Origin of the sequence: Streptomyces sp. 6N223, assembly GCF_052246635.1 — a bacterium.
GTDB lineage: Bacteria > Actinomycetota > Actinomycetes > Streptomycetales > Streptomycetaceae > Streptomyces.
Genome location: NZ_JBQQCA010000020.1, coordinates 84511 through 111035 on the forward strand (window position 1 = coordinate 84511; position 26525 = coordinate 111035).

A 26525-nucleotide genomic window follows, 5' to 3' on the forward strand; every position below is an offset into this window, starting at 1 on the left:
GTCAGCGCGTCAGGCCGTCTTCTCCTGCGGCGGCACGGCGGCGCCGCGCTGCTGGGCGAGGCGGGAGCGCGGCACCAGGGTGGGGTTGACGTTCGAGCGGACCACGGCCTCGGTGATGACGACCTGGCCGACGTCCTGCCGGGAGGGCACCTCGTACATCACCGACATCAGCACCTCCTCCAGGATGGCGCGCAGCGCGCGGGCGCCGGTGCCGCGCAGGATCGCCTGGTCGGCGATGGCCTCCAGCGCGGGGAGGTCGAACTCCAGCTCCACGCCGTCGAGTTCGAAGAGGCGCTGGTACTGGCGGACGAGGGCGTTGCGCGGCTCGACGAGGATGCGCAGCAGCGCCTCGCGGTCGAGGTTGCGGACCGAGGTGATGACGGGGAGCCGGCCGATGAACTCCGGGATCATGCCGTACTTCACCAGGTCCTCGGGCAGCGCCTCCGTCAGCAGCGACGCCGAGTCGCGGTCGCGGTCGCGCTTCGAGCGGATGTCCGCGCCGAAGCCGATGCCGCGGGCGCCGGTCCTGACCCGGATGATCTCGTCGAGGCCGGCGAAGGCGCCGCCGACGATGAACAGCACGTTGGAGGTGTCGATCTGGAGGAACTCCTGGTGCGGGTGTTTGCGCCCGCCCTGCGGCGGCACCGCCGCGGTGGTGCCCTCCAGGATCTTCAGCAACGCCTGCTGGACGCCCTCCCCGGAGACGTCCCGCGTGATCGACGGGTTCTCGCTCTTGCGGGCGACCTTGTCGATCTCGTCGATGTAGATGATGCCCTGCTCGGCCTTCTTGATGTCGTAGTCGGCGGCCTGGATGAGCTTGAGCAGGATGTTCTCCACGTCCTCGCCGACGTACCCGGCCTCGGTCAGGGCGGTGGCGTCGGTGATGGCGAAGGGGACGTTGAGCATCCGGGCGAGGGTCTGCGCCAGCAGCGTCTTGCCGGAGCCGGAGGGGCCGAGCAGCAGGATGTTGGACTTGGCGAGCTCGATCTCCTCCTCCCGCGACTGCCCGGAGTCGGCCTCGCTGGCCCTCACCCGTTTGTAGTGGTTGTAGACCGCCACCGAGAGCGCCTTCTTGGCGTCCTCCTGGCCCACGACGTAGGAGTCGAGGAAGTCGTAGATCTCACGGGGCTTGGGCAGCTCGCCGAGGTCCGACTCGGGCGAGTCGGCCAGCTCCTCCTCGATGATCTCGTTGCAGAGGTCGATGCACTCGTCGCAGATGTAGACCCCGGGACCCGCGATGAGCTTCTTGACCTGTTTCTGACTCTTGCCGCAGAACGAGCACTTGAGCAGATCGCCGCCGTCACCGATGCGTGCCACGAGGTGCTTCCCCTTCGCCTGCGCACCGCCGGGGAGCGGTGCCTGGTGCTTGCTGAAGACGACGGTACCTTGTCGCCCCTGCGGATTGGCCCCCCTTGGCGGGAATCCCACTGCCCGGGGTGTTCCCGTCAATAGGGGGTGGCCAGTTGTCGTCCGAAACGCGCCGTGGGCGCGTCTCACATGGTCGAGGAGCGCGTCGTGATGATCTGGTCCACCAGACCGTACTCGACGGCTTCCTCGGCCGTGAGGATCTTGTCACGCTCGATGTCCTCACGGATCTGCTCGACCGGCTTGGTGGAGTGCTTCGCGAGCAGCTCCTCCAGCTGGTTGCGCATCCGCTGCACCTCGCGGGCGGCGATCTCCAGGTCGGAGACCTGACCGCGGCCGGTCTCGGTGTACGGCTGGTGGATCAGCACCCGCGCGTTGGGCAGCGCCAGCCGCTTGCCGCGCGTGCCGGCCGCGAGCAGCACGGCGGCGGCGGAGGCGGCCTGGCCCATGCAGACGGTCTGGATGTCCGGCTTGACGAACTCCATCGTGTCGTAGATCGCCGTCAGCGCGGTGAAGGATCCGCCGGGGCTGTTGATGTACATGGAGATGTCCCGGTCGGGGTCCATGGACTCCAGGCAGATCAGCTGGGCCATCACGTCGTTGGCCGAGGCGTCGTCGATCTGCACGCCCAGGAAGATCACCCGCTCCTCGAAGAGCTTCGCGTACGGGTCGTACTCGCGGATGCCCTGCGAGGTGCGCTCGATGAAACGCGGGACGATGTAGCGCGACTCCGCCGGGAGACGGTCGTAGATGCCGGAGCCGGGGATGTTGTTCATCGGTTGTCTACCGCCTTGGTCTGTGTGGCTGCGAACGTCGGGCCGGATCCGTCAGGCGGCCGTGCCGCCGCCGCCCGCGATGTCCGCGGCGCTGGTGATGACCTGGTCCAGCAGGCCGTAGTCCCGGGCCTCCTCCGCGGTGAACCAGCGGTCCCGGTCCGAGTCCTGCTCCCACTGCTCCAGGCTGACGCCGGAGTGCTCGGCCGAGAGCCGTGCCATCTTGCGCTTGGTCCGCAGCAGCTGCTCCGCGTGGATCTTGATGTCGGAGGCCGAGCCGGCGAGCCCGGCGGAGGGCTGGTGGATCAGCACCTCGGCGTTGGGCAGCGCGTACCGCTTGCCGGCGGCGCCGGCGGTGAGCAGGAACTGGCCCATGGAGGCGGCCAGGCCCATGGCGATGGTCACCACGTCGTTCTTCACGTACTGCATGGTGTCGTAGATCGCCATGCCGGCCGTGATCGAGCCGCCGGGGCTGTTGATGTAGAGATAGATGTCCTTGTCGGGGTCAGCCGCCAGCAGCAGGAGCTGCGCGGTGATCCGGTTGGCGATGTCATCATCCACCGGCTGGCCCAGGAAGATGATCCGCTCGTTGAGCAGCCGGTTGTAGACCTGATCGCCGAGGCTGCCGTTCGTCGGCTCCGCCATGGCGGAAGGCATCATGGGCGTCACGTATCCACCTGCTCATTCATCCAAAGACGTGTGCGTTGGTATCTACGGACCCTAACGCGCGGTGCTGACGTACCCATCCCGGCCAGGGAGCTGTTCGCTGTGAGCGCAGGGTCCGGCGGCGGTGCCTTGGCCCCGCCCGGGCAGGAGGGGGCTCCGCCTCCTCGGCCCCGGGAGGGGAGGCGGCGGAGTGCGGGACGTCGCCCGGCCACGGGGAGGAGCCCCCGGGGCCGGGCGGGGAAGCTCAGCGTCCGGCCTCGTCCGACTCGTCCGAGGACTCGGCCTCCGCCGCCCCGGCGGCGGCCTCGTCGGCCTGCTCGGCCTCCTCGCCGGTCTCGGCGGCGGGCTCCGCCTCGTCCGCCTCGCCCGCCTCGTCCTCGGACTCGTCGAGGCGGACGGGTTCGCCGTTGGAGTCGGTCACGGTGACGGCGTCCACGACGGCGGCCAGGGCCTTGCCGCGGCTGACCTCGCCGACCAGCATCGGGACCTGGTTGCTCTCGACGACGGCCTTGACGAAGTCGTCGGGGCTCATCCCCGCCGACTGGGCCCGGCGCACGAGGTGCTCGGTCAGCTCCTGCTGGCTGACGTTGAGCTCCTCCCGCCTGGCGATCTCCTCCAGCACGAACTGGGTGCGGATGCCGCGCTCCGCCTCCTCGCGCAGCTCGGCGTCGAACTCCTCGGCGGACTGGCCGCGCATCTTCAGGTACGCGTTGAGGTCCATGCCGATCTGGCCGAGCTGGTGGTGGACCAGGTTGTGGCGCCGGGTCTCGACCTCGTCCTCCAGCAGCTTCTGGGGCATCGGGATCTCGACCATGTCCAGCAGAGCGGCCAGGACCTTCTCCTGGACCTGGTTGGCCTGGTCGTACTTGCGCTGGTCGGACAGCCGCTTGCGGCTGTCCTCGCGCAGCTCCTCCAGGGTGTCGAACTCGCTGGCGAGCTGGGCGAAGTCGTCGTCGAGGTCCGGAAGCTCACGGGAGGAGACCGACTCGACACTGATGGTGATCTCGACCTCCTGGCCCTGGGGCTCCCCGGCCTCCTCCTTGGCCTCGCCCTCGGCGCCCTCGGCGCCCTCGGCCTCCTCCGCCGCCGCCTCGGCGGGCTCCTCCGGGCCGCCGATCCGGGTGGTGAAGGTGGCGGTGCCGCCCGCGGCCAGGCCCGTCACGGCCTCGTCCAGGCCCTCCACCAGGCGGCCGGAGCCGACGGTGTAGGTGGTGTTCGGCGGGACCAGGCCGGTGACCTGCTCGCCGTCCGCCCTGGCCTCCAGGCCGATCCGGACCACATCGCCCTCGCCGGCCTCGCGCTCCACCACGGTGGTCGAGGCGAAGCGCTCCCGCAGCCGCTCGACGGCCTGGTCCACGTCCTCGTCGGAGATCTCGACGGCGTCGACGGTGACCTCGATCCCGGAGTACTCGGGGATCTCGATCGGGGGGCGCACGTCCACCTCGGCGGTGAAGGTCAGCAGCTCGTTGTCCCGCAGCTCGGTGATGTCCACCTCGGGCTGGCCCAGCGTGGTGAGCTCGCCCTCGGTGACCGCGTCCCGGTAGAACTGGGGCAGAGCGTCGTTGACCGCCTGCTCCAGCACGGTCCCCCGGCCGAACCGCTGGTCGATGACCCGGGCCGGCACCTTGCCCCGGCGGAAGCCGGGCACCTGGACCTGCTGGTTGATCTTCCGGTACGCCGCGTCGAGGCTGGGCTTGAGCTCCTCGAAGGGCACCTCGACAGTGAGCCGAACCCGGGTCGGGTTCAGGGTCTCCACGGCGCTCTTCACGGTTTGGGTCTCCTTGGGCTGACTGTGGGAAGAAAGATGGGCGATGGGCGGAAGTCTGGCGGCGATTTTCATCGTACGTGGTCGGGGTGGCCGGATTCGAACCGACGGCCTTCCGCTCCCAAAGCGGACGCGCTACCAAGCTGCGCCACACCCCGTGATGACCCCGCGCGACACGTAGCGTACCGCCCTCCCGTGGGGAGACCCCGATCGGGCTGGCGCGACGGCGGGCGCTGGTACGATGCGAAGGCGTTCCGGGGGCGGCTCAGTCGCATGATCACCCGGCGCTCGCGGGCGTAGCTCAATGGTAGAGCCCTGGTCTTCCAAACCAGCTACGCGGGTTCGATTCCCGTCGCCCGCTCGCATGCCGCCTGGCGCGGGGCCCGGCCTCCTCCTGGATGCCGGGCCTTTCTCATGTGCGACGGCGGGTCACTCGCCGCCGCTGGCGCCGCCGTCCTCGTTGATCTCGCTGTCGATCTCGTCGGCGGCGTCGGTGAGGGAGTTGAGGAAGTCCTCTATCGAGTCGGAGGCCCCGGTGGAGGAGAGAGTGAAGCCGAAGAGGATGGCCACGACCGCCGGCCACCACTTGACCTGTCCAGCGCGAATCAAGAAGAACAAGATCACGCCGAACAGCAAGGTCAGCGAGAACGTGATTTCCACAACCGATCAACCCTTCGCAAGGTTCGCCACTGCTCCACCAGGGGCGTGATGGCGGCCGCCGCACCCCCGCAGGGTCCATCGTGCCACCAACTCGCTGGCCAGTGCAGGGAGGTAGCAGGCCGTGCTGGCTGGAAAGACACCCGAGTCGCGCAGCGTAGGCGACCGGGCGCCCCAACTTACGTGTTCTCCAAGGGGCGTGGCGCGGCGTCCGGGCTTATCCTGCCCCGGGGCACGTGGCGCGAACCCGGCCATGAGACCGGGGTGTGCGGCCGTACGGCCGAAGAAACGCCAGAAAGTGCGCGATGACGGACACCTCTGGGTGACGCGAAGGTGAATTTACGGCGACTGCCGGGAGGCACTATCGTGCGCCCGATGCTGCGCGTTCGTCATCGACAAGAGCAACTGACCGCGTCCGGCACGGCACGGGTGAAACCGCGTGACCCCTTCTTCGACAACGCCAAGTACCTGGCGATCGTTCTGGTGGCCGTCGGGCACACCTGGACGCCGCTGCGCGACGACTCCCGGGCCGCGTCGGCCCTCTACATGTTCGTCTACACCTTCCACATGCCGGCGTTCATCCTCATCGCCGGCTACTTCTCACGCAGCTTCACGGGCCGCCCCGACCAGCTCAGACGCCTGGTCGCCGGCATCGGCGTGCCCTACCTGGTCTTCGAGGTCGCCTACATCCTCTTCAGCCGCCTGAGCACCGACTCCGACGATCCTTTCCGGCCGTTCAGCGTGCTCGACCCCTACTACGTCACGTGGTTCCTGATCGCGCTCTTCGTCTGGCGGCTGACGGCGCCGATCTGGCGGGTCGTGCGCTGGCCGCTGCCGGTCGCGCTCGCCATCGCGGCCGTGGCCTCGGTCTCGCCGCCCCTGGGCGCCGATCTGAACATCCAGCGCGTGCTCCAGTTCCTGCCCTTCTTCGTCGTCGGGCTGCTGCTGCGGCGCGAGCACTTCGACTGGGTGCGCCGCCGCGAGGTGCGGCTGCTGTCGGTGCCGGTCTTCCTCGTCGCGGTCGCCGTCGCGTACTGGGCGGTGCCGCGCATGAACCACGCCTGGTTCTACCGCTCCGACGCGGCCCAGGAGCTGGCGGCCCCGGCGTATGTCGGCGTCATCATGAGCCTGGCGCTCTTCGGCTGCGGCCTGCTGCTCACGGCCTGCTTCCTGGCCTGGGTGCCGCGCCGCCACACCTGGTTCACCACGCTGGGCGCGGGGACGATCTACGGGTACCTGCTGCACGGCTTCATCGCCAAGGCGTCGCGCTGGTGGGACTGGTACGCCGCCGACTGGATCCACACGCCGCTCGGGCAGGTCGTGGTCACGCTGATCGGGGCCGGAATCGTCACCCTGCTGTGCACCTGGCCGGTGCGCCGGCTCTTCCGGTTCGCCGTGGAGCCGTCGATGGGCTGGGCCTTCAAGCCGGATCCGAAGCCGGAACGCTGAGGTCTCAGACCACGCTCACGCCGTGGCCGGCGAGATAGGCGAGGGGGTCGACGTCGCTGCCGTAGCCGAGGCCGGTGCGGATCTCGAAGTGGAGGTGGGGACCGGTGCTCCGGCCGGTGCTGCCGGACGCGCCGATTTCGGTGCCGGTCCCGACCCGCTCGCCCGCCTCGACGGAGATCTCGGAGAGGTGGGCGTAGAGGGCGTAGTAGCCGTCGGTCATCTCCACCATGACGACGTTGCCGTAGTCGCCGGAGTACTCGGCCTGCACCACCGTGCCGGGGCCCACGGAGTGGACGGCTGTGCCGGTGGGGGTGGCGAAGTCGACGCCGGTGTGGTGGCCCGCCGCCCAGCTGCCGGGGATGCCGTACGCCGCGGAGACGGGGTAGGCGCTGACCGGGCTCGTCCTGGTCGTCGCGGCGAGGGCGGACCGGTAGTGGGTCGTGAAGAGGTAGTCGTCGTCGAGGAAGCCGTACGTCGCCAAGCGGCCGTGGGCCTCCCCCGCCTCGATCGGCTCGTGGAACGTGCGCCGGTACCGGACGGGGCCGAGGGACTCCCCGGCGGGAGCGAGCGGGCCGGGCGCGCCGAGGAGCGCCGCGCGCGGGCCGGCGTCCCGGTCGGCGTCCCGGTCGGCGTTCCGGTCGGCGTCGCGGTCGGCGTCCTGGTCGGCGCCGGTGCCGGCGTTCTGCCCGGCGGCGGGCACGGTCCACGGGCCGGTTATCACCAGCGCCCCCAGCAGCGCGCCGGCGGCGGCCCGGCGGGCCCGGCGGTGCGGGGACCGAGAGGGACTCGTGCGGAGTGTGGTCTGATCGCTCATGTCAACGAGCCAAGGCCAGCGCGCCGCGCGCCGCATCCGGCCCCTCCCCCGCCGCACCGCCGATCGGCGGACAGCACAGCGACCCCGGGACGGCGCGTCGGCCCAGCTCAGCGCGGGCCTGTCACACCGTCAGCCGCGGCGAGGAGCGACCGCCCCTGAAGGTGATCACGATTTCGGGCTACTCGCGTCCGTTCATGTCCCCCTTCCGCGCCCCCCTGCGCCCTCCCGTCCGCCCGCCTTCGTCCTATTCGCGCCCGATCAGCACGAGGGCCCGGTCGTCGTTGACGTCCCTGGCGACGGCCTCGATCAGGTGCCAGGCGGCGCCCCGGAAGCCGGTGACGACGTACCGGTCGGCCTCGCCGGTGAGGCGGTCTATGCCCTCGGACAGGTCATGCCCGGAGCGCTCGACGAGGCCGTCGGTGAAGAGCATCAGCACGTCCCCGCGCCGCAGCGTGCCCTTGGCGGGGTGGAACTCGGCGCCGTCGTACACGCCGAGGAGCGGGCCCTCGGCGGATATCTCCTGCCAGCGGCCGGTGCCGGCGTTCAGCTGGAGGGCGGGCGGGTGGCCGGCCGAGAGCAGCTCGAAGTCGCCCGTGTCGAGATCGAGGACGAGGTGGATGGAGGTGGCGAAGCCCTCGTCCCAGTCCTGCCGCAGCAGGTACCCGTTGGCGGCGGGCAGGAACGCCGGGGGCGGCAGCGAGCCGAGCAGCCCGCCGAAGGCGCCGGAGAGCAGCAGCGACCGGGACGCGGCGTCCATGCCCTTGCCGGAGACGTCGGTCAGCACCACCTCCAGCGTGCGGCGGCTCGGCCCGGTGCGGGCGGCGACGACGAAGTCGCCCGAGAAGTAGTGGCCGCCGGCGGGGCGCAGCGACATCTCGTGGTGCCAGCCCTGCGGCAGCCGCGGCAGGCGGCTCTGGGTGGCGATGCGCTCCCGCAGGTCGAACAGCATGGTGCTGCCGCGCCGCCAGGGCACGCCCACGCGGGTGCGGAACTGGGCTATGAGCAGCGCGGCCATGGCGACGGAGGCGACGATCAGTATGGTGCCGGGCGTGACGGGGTCGGGCTCGGCGCGCCGGTCCTCGATGAGCACGGCCTCCAGCACCAGCGCGCCGGCGGTCGCCACGTACAGCCCCAGCAGGCTGGCGGGCCGCAGCAGCATCCCGCCCGCGAGCAGCGGCAGCACGAGCGACTCCGGCGGGCACCAGGCGGGCCAGGTGACGGTGGCGCCGCCCAGCACCGGGACGGTCAGCAGCAGGGTGGCGAACGCCAGCCAGTCCGAGCCCGCGCCCCGGAAGTAGTCCACGGCCGCGCGGCGCATGCCGGTGCGTGCGCGGTGCACCGTCCTCAGGGCCCGCGATCTTCGGACCCGGAGGGTTGAGGCGGTGTCGGTGCCGCGTGCCATGGCCGGGACCCTATCCAGCCACGCGCCGGGCCGTCGAACCCTCGTGACCGGGCTCACCCTCGTCAGCGCGCGCGCCGGGGGCGCCCGGCACGGGGAACGCGCGGAAAATGCCTCGCCGCGCTCCGGGGGCACTGGTAGGGATGGTCACATGACAATCGACCTGCGCACGCTGGACCCCGAGGACTGGGACGCCTGGTACTCCATGCTCGACTGGTCCTTCGGCGGCGTGCCCGAGGCCCCCGAGGAGCGGGAGCTGTGGCGGGATCTGACCGAGCTGGAGCGCTCGCTGGCCGCCTGGGACGGCGAGGAGATCGTCGGCTCGTACGGCGTCTTCTCCTTCGGCCTGTCGGTGCCGGGCGGCGCGGTCGTGCCCGCCGGAGGCGTGACCATGGTCGGCGTCGCCGCCACGCACCGCAGGCGAGGGCTGCTGCGCCGGATGATGCGGCGCGGCCTGGACGGGATACGGGAGCGGGGCGAGCCGCTGGCCGTGCTGACCGCCTCCGAGGCGGGGATCTACGGGCGCTTCGGCTTCGGCGTGGCGAGCCAGTCGCTGGCGGCGGACATCGACTGCGGCCAGGTCGGCGTCGCGGCGCCGCCCGGAGCGGCGGAGATCCGGCTGCGCGTGACGGAGCCGGCCGAGGCGCTGGCGCGCTGCGAGGAGCTGTACGCCCGGCTGGTGCCGACCCGGCCCGGGATGCTGGAGCGCCGGCCCGGCTGGGAGAAGCTGTCGCTGCTCGACCCTCCCCAGGACCGCGCGGGCGCCTCGCCGCGGCGCTGCGTGCTGGCCGAGGGCCCGGACGGCGAGCTGCTGGGCTACGCCCGCTACGCGCTGAAGCCCGCGTGGGGTGCGGACGGCTACCCGGCGGGGACGGTCCACGTGCGGGACCTGGACGCGGCGGGGCCCGCGGCCTACGGCGCCCTGCTGCGGCACCTGACCGAGGTCGACCTGATGCGCGTGGTGCGGCTGCGCCACCGCCCGGTGGACGACCCGCTGCTGCACCTCGTCTCCGACGTGCGCCGCTGCGCCCTGCGGGTCGGCGACCGGCTGTACCTGCGGCCGGTCGAGGTGGGCGCGGCGCTGGCGGCGCGGGCGTACGCCACCGAGGTGGACGTGGTGCTGGAGGTGACCGACCCCTTCTGCACCTGGAACGAGGGGCGGTGGCGGCTGGCGGGCGGCCCGAAGGGCGCCGTGTGCGAGCCGACGACGGCCGCGCCCGAACTGGCCCTGGACGCGCGGGCGCTGGGCGCGGCCTACCTCGGCGGCGCCTCGCTCGCCTCGCTGGCGGGCGCGGGGCTGGTGACGGAGCTGCGCCCGGGTGCGCTCGCGGCGACGGCCACGGCGTTCGCCAGCCCGCTCGCCCCCTGGCTGCCGCACGGCTTCTGACACCTCGCCCCTCACCCCCTCGCCCTTCGCCTGGTGGCAACCGCCCGGAGCCGGTGAGCTCCGTGATCTCCGAGGATACGGCCCGGGACTGACAAATCGTCGGTCGGGGACGCACAGAACGAACACGCGAAAACGCCCGCCGGAACGCCCGCCCCGCGGCGGCTCACCTCAGCCCTGGCAGCCGGGGCACCAGAAGAGGTTGCGCCCGGCGAGCTCCGCGGTGCGGACGCGGGCGCCGCACAGGTGGCAGGGCTGCCCGGCGCGGCGGTAGACGTACACCTCGCCGCCGTGGTCGTCGACCCGGGGCGGGCGGCCCATCGCCTCCGGCGTGTGCTCGGGCCGCACGGTGTCGATCCGCCCCGTGCGCACCCCCTCCGCCATCAGCTCCGCCAGGTCGGCCCAGATCGCCTCCCAGGCGGCGCGGCCCAGCTCGCGTCCCGGCCGGTGGGGGTCGATGCCGTGGCGGAAGAGGACCTCGGCGCGGTAGACGTTGCCGACGCCGGCCAGGACGCGCTGGTCGAGCAGCAGCACGGCGATCGGGGTCCGGCTGGCGGCCACGCGCCGCCAGGCGCGGTCCGGGTCGGCGTCCGGCCGGAGGGGATCCGGCCCGAGCCGGTCGCGGATCGCCCGCCGCTCGGCGTCCGTCACGAGGGCGCAGGCGCCCAGGCCGCGCAGCTCGGCGTACGCCTCGGAGGTGGCCAGCCGCAGCCGGATCTGCCCGGCGGGCGCGGGCGGCGGGCCGGCGCCGAGGGCGACCTTGCCGTAGAGCCCGAGGTGGATGTGGACCCAGTGAACCAACGGGTCGCCGAAGCCGAGGAAGAGGTGCTTGCCGTGGGCGTCGGCCTCGGCGAGCACCTGGCCGTCGATCAGCGCGGCCCCGTCGGCGAACTTCCCCTGCGGGCTGTCCGCGCGCACCGCCGGGCCGCCGCCGAAGCGCTCGCGCAGCCCGGCGGCGAGCCGGTGGATGGTGTGCCCTTCGGGCATCAGGCGGGCAGGGGCGGCAGGGTGCCGTCGGCCTCGTACGCGGAGAGCATCGCGATGCGGCGGCCGTGGCGTTCCTCACCGGAGTAGGGCGTGGCGAGGAAGACCGCGACGAAGGAGGCGGCCTCGTCGGCGGTGTGCATCCGGGCGCCGACGCTGAGGACGTTGGCGTCGTTGTGCTCGCGCCCCAGCCGCGCGGTCTCCTCGCTCCAGGCGAGCGCGCAGCGCACGCCGTCGACCTTGTTGGCGGCGATGGCCTCGCCGTTGCCGGAGCCGCCGATCACGATGCCGAGCGACCCGGGGTCGGCGGCGGTGCGGGCGGCGGCGCGCAGGCAGTACGGGGGGTAGTCGTCGGCCGGGTCGTAGGCGTGCGGGCCGATGTCCACGGGCTCGTGCCCGTGGTCCTTGAGCCAGTGGACGAGGTGGTCCTTCAGCTCGTAACCGGCGTGGTCGGAACCAAGGTAGACGCGCATGGGGTGGAGTCTGCCATCAACCCCGGGCCGCGTTCGCGACGTGCCAGGCCGCCGGCAGCGCGCCCATCGCCAGCGCCGCCTTGAGCGCGTCGCCGAGCAGGAACGGCACCAGGCCGGCGTCGACCGCCTCGGCCATCGACAGGTCGGCGGCGACGGCGAGGTAGGGCACCCCGACCGCGTAGATGATCGCCGTGCCGACGGCCATGCTGCCGACGGTCCGCAGCACGGTGCGGTCCCCGCCGCGGCGGGCGAGGGCGCCGACGGCGGCGGCGGCCAGCGCCATCCCGATGATGTAGCCGAAGCTCGGCATGCCGTAGCCCGAGGTGCCGTCCGCGAACCACGGCGCCCCCGCCATCCCGGCCAGGGCGTACAGCAGCAGGGACAGGAAGGCGCGGCCGGTGCCGAGCGAGGCGCCGACGAGCAGGGCCGCGAAGGTCTGGCCGGTGACCGGCACCGGCGAGCCGGGCACAGGCACCGAGAACTGCGCGGCGACGCCGGTCAGCGCCGCTCCCCCGGCGATCAGCGCCGCGTCACGGACGCGGGCACGCGGCGCCGTGGCGGCGGGCAGCAGGTCGGCGAGAACGACGGTGCTCATGGGTGACTCCCCCGGTGAGGCGACGGGTCTGACTCAAACGCCATGAACGGTAGACCACCGAACTCCCGTTCACCCCGTGAGCTTCGCAACAGGCGGCGGATGCCACGATGGGTCGGGCAATTCGCACAGAAGGGCGTCGACTTCATGTTTGCATCCCTGGGGCGACTCGCACACAGGCGTCCGAAGACGGTCCTGGTCGTCGCCGCGCTGTTCGCGGCCTTCGGGGCGGTGTGGGGGACCGGCGTGTTCGGGGAGCTGACCGGGGGCGGCTTCCGGGACGAGGGCAGCGAGTCGGCGCTCGCGGAGGAGCGGCTGGCGGAGGCCTTCGGCCGGCAGAACGCCGACGTGCTGGTGCTGTACGACAGCGAGGGCGCCGACGGCCTGACGGTGGACGACCCGGCGTACCGGGAAGCGGTGGAGTCCTCCCTCCTCGGCGTCGGGCCCGGGCTGCTGAGCGGGGCCGTCACCTACTGGGACAGGCACGACGATTCGCTGGTCTCCGCCGACCGCACCACGACGTACGCCGTGCTGACGCTGGCCGGGGGGACCGAGGACGCCCGGGACGCCCGGTACGCCGGCCTGGAGGAGGCGCTCGGGAGCGAGGCCGGGCACGGTGCCCTGCGCGTGCGGCTCGGCGGGCCCGTAGCCCTCACCCATGGCCTGAGCGAGCAGTCGGAGGCCGACATCACGCGGGCCGAGGCGCTGGCCATGCCGCTGCTGCTCGCGCTGCTGCTGGTGATCTTCGGCAGCCTGGTGTCCGCCGCCATGCCGCTCCTGACAGGGGTGCTGACGGCGCTGGGCGGGTTCACCCTGCTGCGGGCGTTCAGCCTCGCAGGCGACGTCTCGGTCTTCTCGGTCAACGTCGTGACGATGATGGGCCTCGGGCTCGCGATCGACTACTCGCTCTTCATCGTCAGCCGCTTCCGCGAGGAGCTGCGAGCCGGCCGGGGCGTGGAGGAGGCGATCGAGCGGACGCTGGCGACGGCCGGGCGGACGGTGGCGTTCTCCGGCCTCGTGGTCGGGATATCCCTGGCCGGACTGCTGCTGTTCCCGCTGGTGTTCCTGCGGTCGATGGGCCTGGGCGGCATGGCGGCCGTCGCCATCGCCGTGACCGGGTCGCTGACCGTGCTGCCCGCGGTGCTGAGCCTGCTGGGCCACCGCGTCGACGCCCTGCGGGTGCCCCGGCCCTGGCGGCGCCGGAACGCCGACGACATGGGCTCGGGGACGTGGTACCGGGTGGCGCACAGCGTGATGCGCCGCCCGCTGGTCTACCTGGCCGTCATCGTGGTGGGCCTGGTCGCGCTCGGGCTGCCGTTCCGCAACGTCGAGTTCGGCTCCATCGACGAGCGGGTGATGCCGACGGGGACGGAGTCGCGGCTGGTGGGCGAGGAGATCGCGCGCGACTTCCCGGCCGGGGACGCGGCGGCGGTCGAGGTGGTCGTCACCGGCGCCGACGCCGCCGCCCTCGACGACTACATGGCGCGGCTCGGCGAGCTGCCGGAGGTGACGGGGGTCCGGGTCGGCCTGCACGGCCACACGTCCCAGCTGCTGGTCCGGCACGAGCTCGGCGAGTACACCCCCGAGGCGCGCGAGCTGGTGCGGGAGGTGCGTGCGACGCCCGCGCCCGGGGACGCCGAGGTCCTGGTCGGCGGCGGCGCCGCGGACGTGGTCGACCAGCTCGACGGCGTCGGCGAGCGGCTGCCCTGGATGATCGCCTTCGTCGCGCTGGTCACCCTGGTCGTGCTCTTCCTGGCCTTCGGCTCGGTGCTGCTGCCGGTCAAGGCGCTGATCGCCAACGTCCTGTCGCTGACCGCCTCCTTCGGCGCGCTCGTGTGGATCTTCCAGTACGGCCACCTCGCCGAGTGGCTGGACTTCACTCCGACCGGCACGATCGAGGCCAGCCAGCCGGTGCTGATGTTCGCCATCGCCTTCGGGCTGTCCATGGACTACGAGGTCTTCCTGCTCAGCCGCGTGAGGGAGGAGTGGGACCGCACCGGGGACAACGCCGAGGCGGTCGCCTCCGGCCTGCAGCGCACGGGCTCCATCATCACCAGCGCCGCGCTGCTGCTGATCATCGTCGTCGGGGCGTTCGCCACCTCCGGGATCAGCATCATCAAGATGGTCGGCGTGGGCCTCGTCATCGCGATCGCGGTGGACGCCGTGCTGGTGCGGACGCTGCTGGTGCCCGCGACGATGCGGCTGCTGGGCCGCGCCAACTGGTGGGCGCCGGGGCCGCTGGCCCGGTTCTGGGAACGCCACGGGCACCGGGAGGAGGGGTGACCGCTGCGGGCCTCACCGTCGCGCTGCGGCCCGGGGCCACCCCTGACCCGTTCAGTCGTCGAGGTTGTCGAACCGGGGGCCCACGTCGCGCGTGCGCTTGATCTCGAAGAAGCCGGGCGTGGAGGCCACCATCAGCGTGCCGTCCCACAGCCTCGCCGCCGCCTCGCCGCGCGGGGCGGGCGTGACGACCGGGCCGAAGAACGCGATCTGCTCGCCGTCCGCGCCGGGCACCGCGATCACCGGCGTGCCGACGTCCTGGCCGACCAGGTCGATGCCGCTCTTGTGGGAGGCCCGCAGCTCGGTGTCGTACCGGTCGGAGTCGGCGGCGTCGGCCAGCGCGGTGGGCAGCCCCGCCTCGGCCAGGGCCTCGGCGATCGTCTCGCGGCTCTTGTCCCGCCCGCGGTTGTGGAAGCGGGTGCCCAGGGCCGTGTAGAGCGGGCCGAGCACCTCGCCGCCGTGCTCCTGCTCGGCGGCGACGCAGACGCGCACCGGTCCCCACGCCTGGCGCATGGCCTCGGCGTACTCCTCGGGCAGTTCGTCGATGCGGTCCTCGTTGAGCACGGCCAGGCTCATCACGTGCCACCGCACCCGCACCGGGCGCTGCTTCTCGACCTCCAGCATCCAGCGGGAGGTCATCCACGCCCAGGGACAGAGCGGGTCGAACCAGAAGTCGGCCGGGGTCTTCCCGGCGGTCTCGGTGTTGTCGGCGGTCTCGGTGTTAGCGGCGTTCTGCGGCATGCGGGGCTCTCCTCGAGTGACACACGTCTCCCGTCTGGAACCCCTCGGGGCCGGGCCGCATTCCCGGCCGGAGTCGTCGAGTGGGATGCTGGCGCGCAGGTCACCAGCCACCGCCACCGCACCGCCAGGGAGTGTCGCCCGTGCCCGGAGAGAACCTGACCCGCGAGGAGGCCCGCGAGCGGGCCCGCCTGCTGAGCGTGCACGGGTACGAGGTGGCGCTCGATCTGCGCTCGGCGACCGAGCCGGCTCCGGCGGAGGGCGAGGGGCCGCGCACCTTCGGCTCGACGACCACGATCCGCTTCGCCTGCGCGGAGCCGGGCGCGGACAGCTTCGCCGACCTGATCGCGCCGCGCGTGGAGTCCGTCACGCTCAACGGGGAGGCGCTGCCGGTCGAGCGCGTCTTCGACGGCGCCCGCGTCGCGCTGCCCGCGCTGCGCGCCGAGAACGAGCTGGTCGTCGAGGCGAGCTGCGCCTACAGCCGCACCGGCGAGGGCCTGCACCACTTCACCGACCCCGAGGACGGCGAGACGTACCTCTATACGCAGTACGAGCCGGCGGACGCCCGCCGCGTGTTCACCACCTTCGAGCAACCGGACCTCAAGGCGCCCTTCGACTTCTCCGTGACCGCGCCCGCGCACTGGACGGTGCTCAGCAACGGCGCGGAGGCGGGGCGCGAGGTGCTGGCGGGGGGAGAGGCCGCCACCTGGCGTTTCGCCACGACGAAGCCGATCTCCACCTACATCACCGCCGTCGTCGCGGGCCCGTACCACCACGTCGCCGACCACTACTCCCGCAAGCTGCCCGACGGCACCGTGCTGGATATCCCGCTGGGCGCGCTGTGCCGCAAGGGCCTGGCCCGGCACTTCGATCCCGAGGAGATCTTCACCACCACCAAGCAGGGGCTGGACTTCTTCCACGAGCACTTCGCCTTCCCCTATCCCTTCGGCAAGTACGACCAGGCGTTCGTGCCGGAGTACAACATCGGCGCGATGGAGAACCCGGGCCTGATCACCTTCCGTGAGGAGTTCGTCTTCCGGGGCCGCACCACGCGCGCCGCGTACCAGGGCCGCGCCAACACGCTGCTGCACGAGATGGCCCACATGTGGTTCGGCGACCTGGTGACCCCCGAGTGGTGGGACGAGCTGTGGCTCAAGGAGTCCTTCGCCGACTTCATGGGCGCCTTCTCGCTGACCGAGGCGACCCGCTTCGACGAGGGCTGGATCACCTTCGCCAACCGCCGCAAGGCGTGGGCGTACCGGGCCGACCAGCTTCCCTCCACCCACCCCGTCACCGCCGACATCCGCGACCTGCAGGACGCCAAGCTCAACTTCGACGGCATCACCTACGCCAAGGGCGCGAGCGTGCTCAAGCAGCTCGTGGCGTACGCCGGGCGCGAGGCGTTCCTGGAGGGCGCCCGGCGTTACTTCAAGCGCCACGCCTACGGCAACACGCGCCTGGCCGACCTGCTGGCGGCGCTGGCGGAGACCTCGGGCCGCAAGGACATGAACGCCTGGGCCGAGGCGTGGCTGAAGACCGCCGGGGTCAACTCCCTCACCCCGCGCCCGGCGTACGACGGGCGGGGGCGGCTGGCGGAGCTGGCCATCGTGCAGGAGGCGAGCGAGAGCCACCCGACGCTGCGGCCGCACCGGGTCGCCGTGGGGCTCTACCGACGTGATGACACCGGGGCGCTGGCGCGTTACGCCCGCGCCGAGGCCGACGTGACCGGCGAGCGCACGGTGATCGCGGAGCTGGCCGGGGCCGAGCGGCCCGAGCTGATCCTCGTCAACGACGAGGACCTGACCTACTGCAAGACCCGCTTCGACGCCGCCTCGCTCGACACGCTGCGCGAGCATCTGGGCGCGGTCGCCGACCCGCTGGCCCGCGCGCTGTGCTGGTCGGCGCTGTGGAACCTCACGCGCGACGCGCTGCTGCCGCCCGGCGACTTCCTCGCGCTGGTGCGGCGCTTCGGCGGCGTGGAGAGCCAGATCGGCGTGCTCCAGATGCTGCACGACTGGGCGCGGATCGCGCTGGACCACTTCACGCCGCCGGCGCGGCGCGAGGCGGCCCGGGCGCCGCTGGCCGAGACCGCCCTCGCCGAGCTGCGCCAGGCGGTTCCCGGCAGCGACCACCAGCTCGCCTGGGCCCGCTTCCTCGCCGCGATCGCCGCGGCGGAGCCCGAGCTGCCGCTGCTGGAGGGGCTGCTGGCGGGCAGCGAGCGCGTGGCGGGGCTGGACGTCGACCAGGAGCTGCGCTGGGCGTTCCTGCTGCCGCTGGCGGCGAACGGGCGCGCGGACCGGGAGGCGATCGACGCCGAGCTGGCGCGCGACGACACGGCGTCGGGCGAGCGGCACCACGTGCGGTGCCTGGCGGCGCGGCCGGACGCGGTGGTGAAGGCGCAGGCGTGGGAGGGCGTGGTGGAGTCGGACCGGCTCTCCAACGCCCTGGTGGAGGCGGTGATCGACGGCTTCGCGCGGGCGGGTCAGCGGGAGCTGCTGGCGCCGTACGCGGCGCGGTACTTCGAGGCGATCGAGCGGGTGTGGGCGGAGCGGACCATCGAGATCGCGATGGCGGTGGTGCGCGGGCTGTTCCCCGCGCACCAGGCGGACGCGGCGACGCTGGCGGCGACCGACGCGTGGCTCGCGGACCACGAGGCGGCGCCGCCGGCGCTGCGCCGCCTGGTCCTGGAGTCCCGCGACGACCTGGCCCGCGCGTTGCGGATCCAGGCGCGCGGCTGATCACTCGGACGGCTGGAGGGGCGAGAACCCGGCCATCCGCTCGTAGGTCTTCCTGCCGAACAGGTACGCCGTCGTGGAGGCCATGCCCTCGGTTCCCGCCTGGGTGGCGACCGGGTCGGCGTACGGCGGGCCCCAGCCGCCGTGCTCGAAGCTCGGGTCATCCGAGTCGGGCGAGTCGAAGCCCTGCATGACCCCGTCGAGCGTCATGAACTCCACAACCGTTAGTTTTCGCATACCGGTCAACGTATACTCCTAATTTAGGAGCGTATAGTACTGGAAGAGGAGTCTCGTGGGAACGTACGACGATCCGTGCGGCGTGGCGCGCGCCCTCGACGTGGTGGGGCAGCGCTGGGCGTTGCTGATCGTTCGCGAGCTGCTGCTGGGCCCGAAGAGGTTCCGGGACCTGGTACGAGGGCTGCACGGCATGAGCCAGAATGTGCTGTCCCAGCGGCTCAAGGAGCTGGAGCAGGCGGGCATCGTCCGGCGCGCGAAGGCAGGCCCGCCGGTGAGCGGTCCGGTCTACGAGCTCACCGACGAGGGCGCCGCGCTCGAACCGGTCCTCGTCGCGCTCGGCCGGTGGGGCCGACGCCGACCCCAGGCGGCCACGGGTCCGATGAGCGCCGATGCGCTGCTGCTGGCGCTGCGTACCACGTTCGATCCGGAGGCGGCGGGTGACCTGGCGGTCGAGGTTGAACTCCGGATCGACGACGACCGCGTGGCCGTGACCGTCGCGGACGCACACCTGACGATGCGCCGGGGCCCGGCGCGGCACCCGGACGCGGTCATCGCCGGCGACGTGGCCGGCATCCGCGCCGTGGTGTACCGCGGCGGCGGGAGTGGCGTCACCATCGACGGCGACAGGGAGGCCGCACGGCGTTTGATCCACACCGTGCGATAAATCGAACGCCACGTCCGAGCGGCGGCTCACAGCTCGGCATTCGAACGCGCGTACTTTAGTGCGCGAATGTCCGCGTTTCGCGACGGGCGTGTAACAGAGGTAGCCGGGCGGCCCGCCGGTGGGAATCGCCGGGGCATGAATCCCATGACACCGCGTCCGCTGCGCGAACTCACCGAGACCCGGCGGCGAGTGATGACCACTCAGGAGCTCCGCGAGCACGGCGTGAGCACCGCCGCCGCGGCCCGGCGCTGCCGCCCCGGCGGGGACTGGCAGATGCCGCTGCCCGGCGTCTTCCTGCTGCACCCCGGGCCGCCGACCCCCGAGGAGATGCTGCACGCCGTGCTGAGCTACACCGGCGGCAAGCCCGGCGAGGCCATGGTCAGCGGCCTGGCCGGGCTCGCGCTGCACGGCTTCACCGCCGTGCCGCCGCTGGCCGCGCTGAACCGCGTCGACGTGCTGGTGCCGCGCACCCGGCGGCTGCGTTCCTGCGGCTGCGCCCGCATCGTGCGCACCCACCGGCTGCCGCGCGCGGTCACGCGGGAGGGCTTTCCCGTCGCCCCGGCGCCGCGCGCGCTGGCCGACGCCGTGGTGCGGCTGGCCGACCCGCTGGCCGTGCGGCGGCTGATGTCGGAGGCGGTGCGGGGCGGGCACACCGAACCGCACGCGGTGGTCAGCGAGTTCACGCGGGCGCGGCTGATGGCCAGGCCGCAGGTGGCGGGGGCGATCGAGACGCTGATGAGCGAGGGCCGGGCCATCGCCGAGGGCCGGCTGATGGAGCTGGTGCGGCTCGGCGGGCTGCCCGACCCGTGCTGGAACGTCGAGCTGTGGCTGCCGGGCGGGCCGAGCCTGGGCGCGGTCGACGCCTACTGGCCCGACCACGCCGTGGCGGTGCGGATCGAGGCGCGCGTGCCCCGCCAGCCGACCGGGCCCGGGAACGACACCTCCACGGACGCGTTTTCCGAGGACCGTCTGCGGCAAGCATCGATGGAGCGTCTTGGCATCGCCCTCGTGCACCTGACGCCGCGCAAGCTTCGGGAGGCCGTGGAGCAGCAGATCACGGCGGTCCGGGACGCCCTGCTCCAGGCGGCGACCAGGGACCCGGCCGGGTACGTGGTGGTGCTGCCGCGCTGACGAGCGCCGGAGCTCCGGAGCTCCGGCCGGGACGCCGACGACATATCGACCGATTAACGAAATCGTTACTGAGCTGAACGCGACAACTTTCCGCCAACACCCCACAGGAATTGATCATTTCCGTAAGATGGCCGGTCATCCTGATCCGGGATCCCCGCATGCCGCCGACCACGCCCCCCAGGCGACCAAGGATGCTCATGCCACAGAGACGACAGACCACCACCCCGCCCTCGTCCCGGCCGAGGTCCCGCACCGCGCTCGCGGCGGGCCTGGTGGCCACGCTGGCCGTGACCCCGGGACTGATCGCCGCCGGATCCGTCCTCGCCAGCGCCTCGGAGACCGCCGGCGCCGCCACCACCGGCGAACCGCTGGCGGACAACGAGAAGTTCGGCGCGTACGACGCCTCCCTCCTCGCCGAGGCCCGCGCCCGTCACGAGCCCTACGTGACGATGATGATCGCGGCCGAGCCGGGCGAGACCGAGGCCGTCGCCGACCGCGTCGACTCCCTCGACGGCGCCTCCGTCGGCTATTCCGAGGAATCCGTCGGCTACATCCGGGCCACCGTCCGCACCGGGCACGCCGACGCCGCCATAGCCGAGGCCGCCGGACTGGACTCCGTCCACGCCATAGACCTCAAGGAGGAGTTCACCGTCCCCGACGCGGTTCCCGCCTCGGCCGCCGGGGACGCGGCCACCACCTCCGAGGCGTATCCCGGGCCCGGCGCCGACACCCCGCGGGTCAACCCGTACATGCCGGTCGAGGACACGGGCGCCGCCGAGTTCACCGAGGACCACCCCCGCTACGACGGCCGCGGCATCACCATCGGCGTCATCGACACCGGCGTGGACATCGCCCACCCGGCGTTGCAGGAGACCACGACCGGCGAGCGGAAGATCACCGACTGGGTGACCGCGACCGACCCGATCGTCGACGGCGACGGCACCTGGCGCGCGATGAACACCCAGGTCTCGGGGACCTCCTTCCAGTTCAACGGCCGCCAGTACACCGCCCCGGCCGGGGACCACCTGATCAACGTCTTCCGCGAGTCCGTCACCTCCGGCGGCGAGATGGCCGGCGACGTCAACCGCGACGGCGACACCGCCGACAGCTGGGCGCTGCTGTACGACGCCGAGGCGGGCACCGTCCGCGTCGACAGCGACGGCGACGCCGACTTCACCAACAACGACCCCATGGCGCCGTACGCCGAGGGCCACGACATCGGCTCCTTCGGGACCGACGACCCGTCCACGGCGATCGCCGAGGCCATGCCCTTCGTGATCGAGATCCGCGAGGACGTCCCCATGGACCCGCTGGGCGGCGACTGGGTCGGCCAGGTCCGCGACTTCGTCAACATCGGCATCGTCTCCGACGCCCACGGCACCCACGTGGCCGGCATCACCGCCGCCAACGGCCTCTTCGGCGGCGAGATGTCCGGGGCCGCGCCCGGCGCCAAGGTGGTCTCCTCCCGCGCCTGCGCGTTCCCGAGCTGCAGCTCCGTCGCCCTCACCGAGGGCATGATCGACCTGGTCGCCAACCGGGGCGTCGACGTGGTCAACATGTCGATCGGCGGTCTGCCGCCCCTCAACGACGGCCAGAGCGCCCGCGAGCTGCTCTACAACGAGCTGATCGACACCCACGGCGTACAGCTGTTCATCTCGGCGGGCAACGACGGCCCGGGCACCAACACCGTCGGCGCCCCCTCCACCGCCGACAAGGTCATCAGCGTCGGCGCCGCCATCTCCCGCGAGACCTGGGCGGCCAACTACGGCTCGGCGGTCGAGCGGCGTTACGCCATGCTGCCGTTCTCCTCCACCGGCCCGCGCGACGACGGCGGCTTCAAGCCGACCCTGGTCGCCCCCGGCTCCGCGGTCAGCTCCATCCCGACCTGGCAGCCCGGCAGCGGGCTCCCGGAGGCCGGGTACGACCTGCCGCCCGGCTACGGCATGTTCAACGGCACCTCGATGTCCTCGCCGCAGGCCGCCGGCGCCGCCGCGCTGCTGCTGTCCGCCGCCGAACAGCGCGGCATCGACGCCTCCCCGGCCGCCCTGCGCAGCGCGCTGACGACCACGGCCGACGCCGTGCGCGGCGTGCAGGCCCACGAGCAGGGCTCCGGGCTGTTCGACACCGCGGGCGCCTGGCGGCAGCTCACCCGGGGCGGCACGGCCGCGCACGGCTACACCGTCTCCGCCCCCGTCGACCACGTGCTGGCCGGCGAGCTGGAGACACCCGGCTCCGGCCCCGGCATCTACGACCGGGAGTCCGCCCCGTCCGTCGGCTCCTCCGAGCGTTACGAGGTGACCGTCACCCGCACCACCGGGCCCAGCCGGCCGGTGGGCCACAGCGTGGAGCTGGTCAACAACGACGAGCGGACCTTCCGCCTCACCGGGAGCGCCGCCGGCGGCTGGCTGTCGCTGCCCCTGAACGAGCCGGTGACGGTCACGGTCGAGGCCAAGCCGCGCTCGCTGGGCGCCCACAGCGCCATCCTCGCCCTGGACGATCCGCGCACCACCGGCCTGGACCACCAGGTCATGGCCGCCGTCGTCGTGGCCGAGGACCTCGCCGACCCGGCGTTCTCGCGCAGCTACGCGGACGCGGTGCAGCGCAACGACTCCACCTCCTACTACGTCCGCGTCCCGGAGGGCGCCAGGACACTGGAGGTGGCGATGGGCGGCCTGGACCCCGAGAGCCAGACCCGCTTCATCGCGATCAACCCCTACGGCGTCCCGGCCGAGGACACCGCGAGCAACCTCTGCTACCCGCACTACAACCCGGACAACACCTGCCGCCCCGACCTGCGGTCGTACGCCGACCCGCTGCCGGGCGTGTGGGAGATCGAGGTGGAGGCGCGGCGCACCTCGCCGCAGCTCGACAACCCCTACACGGTCACGCCGACCGCGCTCGGCACCACCTTCGAGCCGGAGACGGTCACCATCGACGAGGCACAGACCGGCACGCCGGTCCCGGTCTCGTGGGAGGTCACCAACGGCTACGCCCCGATCGAGAACGGCCAGCTGGCGTCCGGCGAGCTCGGCTCGGCGCTGAGCGAGCGGCTGTCGATCGACGACGGCGGCACCAGCACCCGGACGGTCGAGGTGCCCGAGGGCGTGTCGGAGTTCAGCGTCACGCTCGGCAACGCCGCCGACCCGGGGGCCGACATCGACCTGTACGTCTACCGGGGCGAGGGTGAGGACGCCGAGCTCGTGGGCTCCTCCACCACCTCCACCGCGGAGGAGGCCGTCACCCTCGCCGAGCCGCAGGGGGGCACGTACACCATCGAGGTGGACGGCTACGAGGTGCCGTCCGGGAGCACCGAGTACGACTACCGGGACGTCTATCTCAGCCCGGACCTGGGCTCGGTGGCGGTGGAGGAGCGGGCCATCTCGCTCCAGCCGGGCGAGAGCACCGAGGTCGGCGCGCAGGTCACGGTGGCCGGGACGGTGCCGGAGGGCCGCGAGCTCACCGGCGAGGTGCGGCTGCTGAACGGCGCGGGCACCTCGACCGGCAGCGGCGGCATCGTCATCGAGCAGGTCGCTCCCTAGGACCGCGCAGCAGGACCGCGCTCCTGACATCGGCGGCCGGTCACCGGGAACCCGGTGACCGGCCGCTCGCTGTCCGCGTCGCGTGCGAGGATGGCGGCACGGTGTCCCACGCGGCGCACGACGAGCAGGACCGAGCACGACGAGCACGACGAGCACGACGAGCAGACGAAACGGAGTCCATCTGGTGCCTGGCACGAATCTGACCCGGGAAGAGGCGCGGCAGCGGGCACGGCTGCTCAGCGTCGACGCCTACGAGATCGCGCTGGACCTCTCCGGGGCCCAGCAGGGCGGCACCTTCCGCTCCGCGACCACCGTACGCTTCACCGCCCGCGAGGCGGGCGCGAGCTTCATCGACCTGATCGCCCCCGAGGTGAGCGAGGTGGTGCTCAACGGCGAGGCGCTGTCCCCGGCGGAGGTCTTCGCGGACTCGCGGATCGCGCTGCCCGCCCTCGCCGAGGGGCCCAACGAGCTGCGGGTGGTCGCCGACTGCGCGTACACCAACACCGGCGAGGGCCTGCACCGCTTCGTCGACCCCGTGGACCAGCAGGCGTATCTGTACACGCAGTTCGAGGTGCCCGACGCGCGGCGCGTCTTCGCCTGCTTCGAGCAGCCGGACCTGAAGGCCACCTTCCAGTTCACCGTGACCGCCCCCGAGGGCTGGACGGTGATCTCCAACTCCCCCACCCCCGAGCCGCGGGACGCCGTGTGGCGCTTCGAGCCGACGCCGCGCCTGTCGACGTACGTCACGGCGCTGATCGCGGGCCCGTACCACGCGGTGCACAGCACCTGGGAGGGCGAGGACCGCAGCGTGCCGCTGGGCATCTACTGCCGCCCCTCGCTCGCCGAGCACCTGGACGCCGAGGCGCTCTTCGCCGTCACCCGGCAGGGCTTCGACTGGTTCCAGTCGACGTTCGACTTCCCGTACCCGTTCGCCAAGTACGACCAGCTCTTCGTGCCCGAGTTCAACGCCGGGGCGATGGAGAACGCCGGCGCGGTCACCATCCGCGACCAGTACGTCTTCCGGTCGAAGGTGACCGACGCGGCGTACGAGATGCGGGCGGAGACCATCCTGCACGAGCTCGCCCACATGTGGTTCGGCGACCTGGTCACCATGGAGTGGTGGAACGACCTGTGGCTGAACGAGTCGTTCGCCACCTACACCTCCATCGCCTGCCAGGCCCACGCCCCCGGCAGCCGCTGGCCGCACGCCTGGACCAGCTTCGCCAACCAGATGAAGACCTGGGCGTACCGGCAGGACCAGCTGCCCTCCACGCACCCGATCATGGCGGAGATCCGCGACCTCGACGACGTGCTGGTCAACTTCGACGGCATCACCTACGCCAAGGGCGCCAGCGTGCTGAAGCAGCTCGTGGCGTACGTCGGCACGGACGAGTTCTTCCGGGGCGTGCAGGCGTACTTCAAGCGCCACGCCTGGGGCAACACGCGCCTGACTGACCTGCTCACGGCGCTGGAGGAGACCAGCGGGCGCGACCTTAAGGCGTGGTCGCGGGCCTGGCTGGAGACCGCCGGGATCAACGTGCTGCGCCCCGAGATCGCCGAGGGCGCCGACGGCACCATCACCTCCTTCGCCATCCGCCAGGAGGCCCCGGCGCTGCCGGCCGGCGCGACGGGCGAGCCCGTGCTGCGCCCGCACCGCGTCGCCGTCGGCCTGTACGAGCTGGACGGCGGCGCCCTGACCCGCACCGAGCGGATCGAGCTGGACGTGGACGGCGAGCTGACCGAGGTGCCGCAGCTCGCCGGCCGCCCCCGCCCGGCGCTGGTCCTGCTCAACGACGACGACCTGTCGTACGCCAAGGTGCGGCTCGACCCGGCCTCGCTCGCCGTGGTGACCGAGCACCTGGGCGGCTTCACCGAGTCGCTGCCGCGCGCCCTGTGCTGGGCCTCGGCGTGGGACATGACCCGCGACGGCGAGATGGCCACCCGCGACTACCTGTCGCTGGTGCTGGCGGGCATCGGCCGGGAGAGCGACATCGGCGTGGTGCAGACGCTGCACCGGCAGGTGAAGCTGGCGCTCGACCTGTACGCCGACCCGGCGTGGCGCGGGACCGGCCTGGCCCGGTGGTCGGCGGCGACCGTCGACCACCTGCGGTCGGCCGCCCCCGGCAGCGACCACCAGCTCGCCTGGGCGCGGGCCTTCGCCGCCACCGCCCGCACCGAGGAGCAGCTCGACCTGCTGGCCGGGCTGCTGGAGGGCACGGAGACGATCGAGGGTCTCGTGGTCGACACGGAGCTGCGCTGGGCGCTGCTGCACCGGCTGGCCGCCACGGGCCGGGCGGAGGAGAAGGCGATCGCGGCGGAGCTGGAGCGCGACGCCACGGCGGCGGGCGAACGCCACGCGGCCTCGGCCCGGGCGGCCCGTCCCACGCCGGAGGCGAAGGCGGCGGCCTGGGCCCAGGTGGTGGAGGCGGCGAAGGGCGAGGAGCTGCCCAACGCCGTGCAGGAGGCGGTCATCTCCGGCTTCGTCCAGACCGACCAGCGGGAGCTGCTGGCGCCGTACACGGAGAAGTTCTTCGCGGCGCTGAAGGGCGTGTGGGAGTCGCGCAGCCACGAGATGGCGCAGCAGATCGCGGTCGGGCTCTACCCGGCGGTCCAGGTCTCGCGGGCGACGCTGGAGGCGACGGACGAGTGGCTGCACGAGGCGGAGCCCACGCCGGCCCTCCGCCGCCTGGTGACGGAGTCGCGGGCGGGGATCGAGCGCGCGCTGAACGCGCAGGCCGCGGACGCGGCCGCGTAAGGTCACCCCTCCACCCGCCCCTCCGGGGCGGGTGGAGGGTGGCTGACGACTGCGCCCAGCCCGGGGTGGGGGCCGGGGTGGGGGGTGGCTGGGGTCTGGGGGCGGAGCCCCCGACAGGGCGGGCG

The 26525-nt window shown here is 72.6% G+C and carries 20 protein-coding genes and 2 tRNA genes; 9 read left to right on the top strand and 13 right to left on the bottom strand.

Annotation, left to right across the window (positions count from 1 at the left end; genetic code table 11):
- Positions 1-9: 9 nt before the first annotated feature.
- The 5 genes from clpX to ACTWQH_RS15085 form a co-directional block, all read right to left on the bottom strand.
- Entirely contained in the window at positions 10-1317 is a 1308-nt protein-coding gene (clpX, locus tag ACTWQH_RS15065; RefSeq protein ID WP_443287028.1) for an ATP-dependent Clp protease ATP-binding subunit ClpX, read from the bottom strand.
- 176 nt (positions 1318-1493) lie between these two features.
- Complete coding sequence (locus tag ACTWQH_RS15070; protein WP_443287029.1) at positions 1494-2141, bottom strand: ATP-dependent Clp protease proteolytic subunit; 648 nt, start codon at positions 2139-2141, stop codon at positions 1494-1496.
- Positions 2142-2192: 51 nt separating this feature from the next.
- A complete protein-coding gene (locus ACTWQH_RS15075; protein WP_443287054.1) occupies positions 2193-2795 on the bottom strand; it encodes an ATP-dependent Clp protease proteolytic subunit in 603 nt (200 codons plus the stop codon).
- Positions 2796-3048: 253 nt separating this feature from the next.
- Positions 3049-4572 (bottom strand): trigger factor, encoded by a 1524-nt coding sequence (gene tig / locus ACTWQH_RS15080; protein WP_443287030.1) that lies wholly within the window; start codon positions 4570-4572, stop codon positions 3049-3051.
- 78 nt (positions 4573-4650) lie between these two features.
- Positions 4651-4727: transfer RNA gene (locus ACTWQH_RS15085), tRNA-Pro, on the bottom strand.
- Positions 4728-4859: 132 nt separating this feature from the next.
- On the opposite strand from ACTWQH_RS15085, the gene ACTWQH_RS15090 reads away from it, so the two are divergent.
- Positions 4860-4930, top strand: a tRNA-Gly gene (locus ACTWQH_RS15090).
- 68 nt (positions 4931-4998) lie between these two features.
- Here the strand turns inward: ACTWQH_RS15090 and ACTWQH_RS15095 are convergent.
- Positions 4999-5178: a hypothetical protein gene (locus ACTWQH_RS15095; RefSeq protein ID WP_443287031.1), complete on the bottom strand. Its 180-nt coding sequence runs from the start codon at positions 5176-5178 to the stop codon at positions 4999-5001.
- 423 nt (positions 5179-5601) lie between these two features.
- On the opposite strand from ACTWQH_RS15095, the gene ACTWQH_RS15100 reads away from it, so the two are divergent.
- The gene (locus tag ACTWQH_RS15100; protein ID WP_443287032.1) at positions 5602-6675 is read left to right on the top strand and encodes an acyltransferase family protein; all 1074 of its coding nucleotides are present in this window, start codon (positions 5602-5604) and stop codon (positions 6673-6675) included.
- Positions 6676-6679: 4 nt separating this feature from the next.
- On the opposite strand, the gene ACTWQH_RS15105 is transcribed toward ACTWQH_RS15100, so the two are convergent.
- Positions 6680-7489 (bottom strand): M23 family metallopeptidase, encoded by an 810-nt coding sequence (locus tag ACTWQH_RS15105; protein ID WP_443287033.1) that lies wholly within the window; start codon positions 7487-7489, stop codon positions 6680-6682.
- Between the two features lie 244 nt (positions 7490-7733).
- Complete coding sequence (locus tag ACTWQH_RS15110) at positions 7734-8891, bottom strand: PP2C family protein-serine/threonine phosphatase (RefSeq protein WP_443287034.1); 1158 nt, start codon at positions 8889-8891, stop codon at positions 7734-7736.
- Between the two features lie 148 nt (positions 8892-9039).
- Here ACTWQH_RS15110 and ACTWQH_RS15115 point away from each other — a divergent pair, with 148 nt between their 5' ends.
- Positions 9040-10275, top strand: coding sequence for a GNAT family N-acetyltransferase (locus ACTWQH_RS15115; protein WP_443287035.1), 1236 nt, complete (start codon positions 9040-9042; stop codon positions 10273-10275).
- Between the two features lie 168 nt (positions 10276-10443).
- Here ACTWQH_RS15115 and ACTWQH_RS15120 read toward each other — a convergent pair whose 3' ends face one another.
- The 3 genes from ACTWQH_RS15120 to ACTWQH_RS15130 are packed head-to-tail and all read right to left on the bottom strand — an operon-like array spanning position 10444 to position 12324.
- Positions 10444-11259, bottom strand: coding sequence for an Fpg/Nei family DNA glycosylase (locus ACTWQH_RS15120; protein WP_443287036.1), 816 nt, complete (start codon positions 11257-11259; stop codon positions 10444-10446).
- Entirely contained in the window at positions 11259-11729 is a 471-nt protein-coding gene (locus ACTWQH_RS15125) for a ribose-5-phosphate isomerase (protein ID WP_443287037.1), read from the bottom strand. Before ACTWQH_RS15125 ends, ACTWQH_RS15120 begins: the two co-directional genes overlap by 1 nt.
- Positions 11730-11745: 16 nt before the next feature.
- Positions 11746-12324: a biotin transporter BioY gene (locus ACTWQH_RS15130; protein ID WP_443287038.1), complete on the bottom strand. Its 579-nt coding sequence runs from the start codon at positions 12322-12324 to the stop codon at positions 11746-11748.
- 144 nt (positions 12325-12468) lie between these two features.
- Between ACTWQH_RS15130 and ACTWQH_RS15135 the strand changes: the two genes are divergently transcribed.
- Positions 12469-14604: an MMPL family transporter gene (locus tag ACTWQH_RS15135; protein WP_443287039.1), complete on the top strand. Its 2136-nt coding sequence runs from the start codon at positions 12469-12471 to the stop codon at positions 14602-14604.
- 51 nt (positions 14605-14655) lie between these two features.
- Here ACTWQH_RS15135 and ACTWQH_RS15140 read toward each other — a convergent pair whose 3' ends face one another.
- On the bottom strand, positions 14656-15342 hold the full coding sequence (locus ACTWQH_RS15140; RefSeq protein ID WP_443287040.1) for a DsbA family oxidoreductase: 687 nt from the start codon (positions 15340-15342) through the stop codon (positions 14656-14658).
- A 140-nt stretch (positions 15343-15482) separates the two neighbouring features.
- Between ACTWQH_RS15140 and pepN (ACTWQH_RS15145) the strand changes: the two genes are divergently transcribed.
- Entirely contained in the window at positions 15483-18077 is a 2595-nt protein-coding gene (pepN, locus tag ACTWQH_RS15145) for an aminopeptidase N (protein ID WP_443287041.1), read from the top strand.
- Here the strand turns inward: pepN (ACTWQH_RS15145) and ACTWQH_RS15150 are convergent, their stop codons facing one another.
- Positions 18078-18311 carry a hypothetical protein gene (locus tag ACTWQH_RS15150; protein ID WP_443287042.1) on the bottom strand — a complete coding sequence of 78 codons (234 nt, stop codon included), beginning with the start codon at positions 18309-18311 and terminating at the stop codon, positions 18078-18080.
- Positions 18312-18366: 55 nt separating this feature from the next.
- Here ACTWQH_RS15150 and ACTWQH_RS15155 point away from each other — a divergent pair, with 55 nt between their 5' ends.
- The 4 genes from ACTWQH_RS15155 (at position 18367) to pepN (ACTWQH_RS15170) (ending at position 26400) form a co-directional block, all read left to right on the top strand.
- A complete protein-coding gene (locus ACTWQH_RS15155; protein ID WP_443287043.1) occupies positions 18367-18975 on the top strand; it encodes a winged helix-turn-helix transcriptional regulator in 609 nt (202 codons plus the stop codon).
- A gap of 135 nt (positions 18976-19110) precedes the next feature.
- Positions 19111-20106: a hypothetical protein gene (locus ACTWQH_RS15160; RefSeq protein WP_443287044.1), complete on the top strand. Its 996-nt coding sequence runs from the start codon at positions 19111-19113 to the stop codon at positions 20104-20106.
- A 197-nt stretch (positions 20107-20303) separates the two neighbouring features.
- A complete protein-coding gene (locus tag ACTWQH_RS15165; protein WP_443287045.1) occupies positions 20304-23645 on the top strand; it encodes a S8 family serine peptidase in 3342 nt (1113 codons plus the stop codon).
- 184 nt (positions 23646-23829) lie between these two features.
- Positions 23830-26400 carry an aminopeptidase N gene (pepN, locus tag ACTWQH_RS15170; protein ID WP_443287046.1) on the top strand — a complete coding sequence of 857 codons (2571 nt, stop codon included), beginning with the start codon at positions 23830-23832 and terminating at the stop codon, positions 26398-26400.
- Positions 26401-26525 lie beyond the last annotated feature (125 nt).